The 5,110-nt window shown below is 71.6% G+C and carries 6 protein-coding genes; 4 read left to right on the top strand and 2 right to left on the bottom strand.

The window, feature by feature from the left end:
• Positions 1–612, bottom strand: a 612-nt coding sequence (locus AC1D01_RS20180) for a cupin domain-containing protein (RefSeq protein ID WP_477869396.1), incomplete at its 3' end; no start/stop codon positions are given.
• A 119-nt stretch (positions 613–731) separates the two neighbouring features.
• Here AC1D01_RS20180 and tehA point away from each other — a divergent pair.
• From tehA to AC1D01_RS20160, 4 genes are all read left to right on the top strand, one after another.
• The gene (gene tehA / locus AC1D01_RS20175) at positions 732–1,742 is read left to right on the top strand and encodes a dicarboxylate transporter/tellurite-resistance protein TehA (protein WP_477869394.1); all 1,011 of its coding nucleotides are present in this window, start codon (positions 732–734) and stop codon (positions 1,740–1,742) included.
• A 104-nt stretch (positions 1,743–1,846) separates the two neighbouring features.
• Entirely contained in the window at positions 1,847–2,803 is a 957-nt protein-coding gene (locus AC1D01_RS20170; RefSeq protein ID WP_477869392.1) for a hypothetical protein, read from the top strand.
• Positions 2,804–2,838: 35 nt separating this feature from the next.
• A complete protein-coding gene (locus tag AC1D01_RS20165; protein ID WP_477869390.1) occupies positions 2,839–4,149 on the top strand; it encodes a lipase family protein in 1,311 nt (436 codons plus the stop codon).
• Between the two features lie 4 nt (positions 4,150–4,153).
• Entirely contained in the window at positions 4,154–4,717 is a 564-nt protein-coding gene (locus AC1D01_RS20160; RefSeq protein WP_477869388.1) for a hypothetical protein, read from the top strand.
• 7 nt (positions 4,718–4,724) lie between these two features.
• Here the strand turns inward: AC1D01_RS20160 and AC1D01_RS20155 are convergent.
• On the bottom strand, positions 4,725–5,110 hold a 386-nt coding region (locus AC1D01_RS20155), incomplete at its 5' end, for a DnaB-like helicase C-terminal domain-containing protein (protein WP_477869386.1).

Here is a 5,110-nt window from a genome sequence, read left to right as displayed (position 1 = left end):
GCGCTCGCGCGCCATCAGGCCCAGCACGCCGCGCTGCTGCGGCTGCTGCGCGAGGTGCGCGCGCAACGCCAGCGTGAACAGCGTGCCGCACAACCCGGCGACGATCGCCGCCGCGCCCGGCTGCTGTGCCTCGATCTCGTGCGCCATCATGCCGACCAGCCCGCGCAGCCAGGCCGCACCGGGTGTCGCGTCGAAGGGCACGACGATGTGCCCGGGCAGCGCATCGAGCACGCTGCTGCGCCGCCGCCCCGCGAACTCGAACTCGCCGCACAGCAGGTCGAGTGCCACGGCGTCCGGCTGCGCGAGGTTGGTCTTCAGCGGCAGCACCGGTCCGTCGACCTGCCGGATCGCCGGCCCGCGCCGCGCCGTGACGCCGCGCACCACGTGCGCATCGCCGTGCGGCAGCACCAGCAGGCTGCCCTGGCGCAGCGGGATCGCGCGCCGCTGCGCCGGCAGCCACACCTCGCACTCGCCGGCCAGCGCCACGTGGAACGGTGCCCGCCACGGCCCGACCGCCGTGTGCGGCACCGAGAAGCCGGGGCCGAACAGACAGCGCAGGTCCATGCGACCGCGCAGGTCGAGCGTCGCCACCAACTGGCTCAGCGCATCCATCGGCAACACCTCCGTTCGAGACGATGGAGCAATTATCCGAGACCGGCCGGCATTCAACATCGCAGCACGCCCGCCTACAGTGGCCGCATCCGACCTCGCGTCGCCGCCGGATCCCCGCCATGAACCTGCCAACCCGCTTCCGCCTTCCCGCAATCCCCGTCTCGTTCTTCAGCATCGCCGTCGGGCTGCTCGCGCTCGGCAATGCGTGGCGCGCCGCAGTGCGGCTGTGGGCCCTGCCGGCCTGGGCGGCGTCGGCGGTCAGCGCCACCGGCCTCGTGGTGTGGGGCGTGCTGCTGGTCTTGTATGCGCTGACGTGGCTGCGGCACGGCGCGCAGGCGCGTGCCGAACTGCAGCACCCGCTGCAATCGTCGTTCGTCGCGCTGGTGCCGGTGTCCAGCCTGCTCGCCGCGGTGGCCCTGCAGCCGCTGGCGCCTGCGCTGGGCTTCGCGGTGTTCATCGTCGCGCTGCTCGCCTCGCTCGGCATCGGCGCCTGGCTGTTCGGCCGCATCTGGCAGGGCGGGCTGACGCCCGAGCTCGTCACGCCGGCGGTCTACCTGCCGGCGGTCGCGCAGAACTTCGTCGCCGCGCTCGCGGCTGCGGTGTTCGGCTGGCCGCAGGTGGGCCTGTGGTTCTTCGGCGCCGGGCTGCTGTCGTGGCTCGCGATCGAGTCGGCGATCCTGAACCGCCTTGGCACCCGCGGGGCGCTGCCAACCGCGATGCGGCCGCTGCTCGGCATCCAGCTGGCGCCGCCGGTGGTTGGCGGCGTCGCGTGGATGGCGCTTGGCCAGCCGGGGTCCGATGCATCGTCCGACCTGTTCGCACAGGCGCTGCTCGGCTACGGCCTGTACCAGGCGCTGCTGCTCGCCCGGCTGCTGCCGTGGATCCGCGCGCAGGGCTTCACGCCGTCGTACYGGGGCTTCAGCTTCGGCGTCGCCGCCCTGCCGACGCTCGCGATGCGCCTGGCCGCGCACGGCGGAGACGGCGCGGTGCAATGGCTGGCGCCGATCGCGTTCGCAGCGGCCAATGTGATCGTCGTCGCACTGGTGATCGGCACGCYGCGCCTGTGGATCGGCGGCCGGCTGCTGCCTGCCGCGGCGGCACCGGCATCGAGCCCTGCACCGGCTGTCTGACAGGCTCGCCAGGATCCCTCGAACTTGGGGGGTCCGCGCCGCGGCGGTGCGCCGGGTGACTTTGGTCGAACGCCACGGCGCGACCCGGCCGCAATAATGGCCCGATGCCTGCACGACGAGACAAACCCCGCCCGCCGCGACGGTCGACTGCCGCCCACCGGGCCGGCATCGGCCTGCTGGTGCTGGCAGGTGTGTTCGCCGGTTGCGGGCCGGCCCAATCCAACGAAGGCGGCAACGGCATGATCTTCGGCCTGTTCAAGAGCAAGCTGACGTCGACCGTCAGCCCGCAGCTGGGCGCTTCGCTGGTGCGCGAATCCGCCTGGCCCGCCTCGCTGCCGGCGCCGCCGGCGGCGGCGTATCCGCAAGTTCGCAACGTCAGCATCGACGGCGGCCTGCCGCCGGCCGGCACGCTCGCGGYCGCGCGCGCGGAGCATCCGCCGGCCGAGGCTTTCGTGATCGACGTCGCCGCGGGCCAGCCGGGTCTCGCCGTCGTCAACACCTACGAGCCGGAGCGCCGCACGCAGCTGTGGCAGCTCGATGCCCGCGATGCCCGCCGCTTCGACAAGCAGCGCACCGCCACGTTCGATCCGGCGCAGGCCAAGTGGCTGATGTACAGCGCCGAGGCGGTRCTCGCGCTGCCGGGCCGGCAGGTGCTGATCCAGCTGAAGTACCACCGCCCGCAGGCCACCGACGGCCTGTTCGTCTACGACACCGAGGCCGACCGCGTGCGCAGCTTCGGCAACGTCGAGCCCGACTGGTCGCGCGGCCTGCCCTTCCGGTTCGTCGACAGCCTGCAGCTGCGCCCCGACGCGCTGCTGGTGCGCTACCAGACCGAGAAGGAACGGCTCGGCCCGCAGCGCTACGTGAACCACTACGAGCACCTGGTGCTGTTCTCGCCGCGCCACCGCGACGGCCTGGAGCTCGTGAAGCTCGGCCTCGACGACGGCAGCGTGCGGCGCTGGGGCCTCTCCGGCAGCAAGCTCTGGTTGCAGACCGCCGACGACCGGGCCTCGCCGCCGCGCGAAGCCATCTGGTCGCTCGACCTCGCCCGCGCGCTCTGACGCACCCCTGACACGCACCACCGCATCGGACCCCCATGTCGACACCGATCAATGAATACCTGACGCCGCAAGAGGCCTCGTACATCGCGCACAACGCGTACTTCACGCTGAAGGACTGGATCAGCGGCCAGCCGACCATCGGCATGGAGACGCGCGCCAACGTGCGCAAGATGGTCACCGGCGACGGGCTTGGTGCCGCAGCCCAGGGCGGCGGCGCCAACACCTCGTTGAAGCCCACCGAGCTCGGCGGCGCCCACCTCGACCGGGTGTTCGCCGGCTCCACCGCGGGCGTCACCACCGGCTTCGGCTACGTGCTGAGCTTCAACCGCGCCGGCAGCAAGCAGGTCGTCATCGCGACGCGCGGCACCCGCGCCGAGCACTCCAAGGCCGACCTGCTGACCGACCTGCGCGCGTCGATGACCGGCTTCGGCGACTTCGGCCTGGTGCACCAGGGCTTTCGCAACACCTTCGACAGCGTGAAGATCGGCCTGAGCCGCGACGACCGGCGGATCATGGATGCCGACGTGGTGCACTGCGTGGGCCACAGCCTGGGCGGCGCGGTCGCGACGCTGGTGGCGGCGCATTTCTCGTCGCGCGGCAAGGCGGTGAAGCTCTACACCTTCGGCTGCCCGCGCGTCGGCGCACTCGGTGCGCAGAGCGCGATGGAGCAATCGCTCGGCAAGCACAACATCTTCCGCGTCTCGCACGACCTCGACCCGGTGACGATGGTCGGCCCCTACCCCTACGGTCACCTGAACGGCCAGCCGGACGATGCGAACAACATGATGCTGGTGTCGCCCACCGGCCAGCTGCTCAGCGTGGCCAACCACGACATGACCGAGTACGTGCGCAGCGTCGGCGGCACCGAGATGAACTGGCAGGCGGTGCGCGGCCTGGGCGGTGCGGTCGAGCGCGACAACGCGGTGCTCGCGCGCTGGCTGCTGCGCAGCTCCGACAACCCCGGCTGGCTCACGCAGCGCGCCGCGCAGGGCCTGAGCTACCTGATGAAGGCCTTCTCGCACCTGCTGAAGCAGCTCGGCTTCGTGACGATCGCCGGGCTGACCGGCATCGACCTGTTCTGCGTGGTGCTGGCCTCCAACATGACGAAGATCGCCGAGATGAACTCGCAGCTGATGGACTGCATCCTGCAGGCCGCCCGCTGGGCGCGGGTGGTGGTGTCGAACGCGGCGCAGCTCACCGCGACCGTGATCCGCGCGATCCTGAACGCGATGTTCAGCGTGCTGCGGCCGATCGCGGTGAACGCGCTGCAGAGCGTCGGCCGCGGCACGCCGCTGCCGCTGCTGATCGGCGGCGCCACCGCGCTGGCCGGTGCGCTGATCGGTTGACGCGATGGACCGCGACGCCTTCGAGCACCTGTACCTGCACGCCCACACGCTGGCCGAGTTCGGCTTCATGCGCGCGATGGCGGGGCTGGCGAGCAGCGACGTGCCGGCGCTCGCGCCGGAGCAGTTCGCCGCGAATGCGGCCGCTGCGGACCAGATGCTGAAGCTCGATGAGGCGAGCTTCGACTGGTCGGCGCTCGACGGCGTGGCGGGCTTCGGTGCCGGGCCCGCTGCCGACGAGAACCCGGTGGCCGGCTACGACGGTCCGACCTTCTCCGAGGCGCTGGCGATGGACGACGAGGTGGGCGGCGATGCGCTGCCCGAGCTGGCGAACTACCTCGAACGCGCGCAGGCGGCGCGGGCCCTGCTGCAGGGGCGCATCGCGCACTCCTGGGCCACGGTGGACCGGCAGGCGCTGGAGGATGCGGTCGCCGGGCTGCCCGGCGATCTCGCGCCCCTCACCGGGCCGTTGAAGCTCGAGGATTTCGAGCGCTGGCTGGCGTTCTACGAGCAACGGCACGCCGCGCTGGACGCGCTGGTGACGCAGATCCGGCGGCTCGAGCCGTTCTGACCACGCGTCAGTACATGTCCCCGCCGCCGCCGCGGTCGCTGCCGGGCGCGAGGTTCTCGAACTTCGTCAGCGGCTTCAGGAACGCGAGCCGCACCGTGCCGGTCGGGCCGTTCCGCTGCTTGCCGATGATGATCTCGGCGACACCGGGGTCCTTGCTCTCGTCCTTGGTGTAGTAGTCGTCGCGGTAGATGAACATGATGACGTCTGCATCCTGCTCGATCGCGCCCGAATTGTGGGTGACGATGCCGTCGGCCAGCCAGCAGGCCGGGCCGGGCACGGTCAGGTCGAAGCACTCGGCCTCGCCCGCCGGCTCGATGGACACCACCTGGTCCCAGAACAGATCGGACTCCGCCCATTGCAGCAGCCTGGCACTGCCGAGGCGGTGCGCATAGT

The sequence above is a fragment of the Rhizobacter sp. P3_B12 genome, from assembly GCF_056402895.1.
The sequence above is the reverse complement of the archived record's forward strand: the minus strand, read 5'-3'. Positions and strand labels throughout refer to the sequence as shown.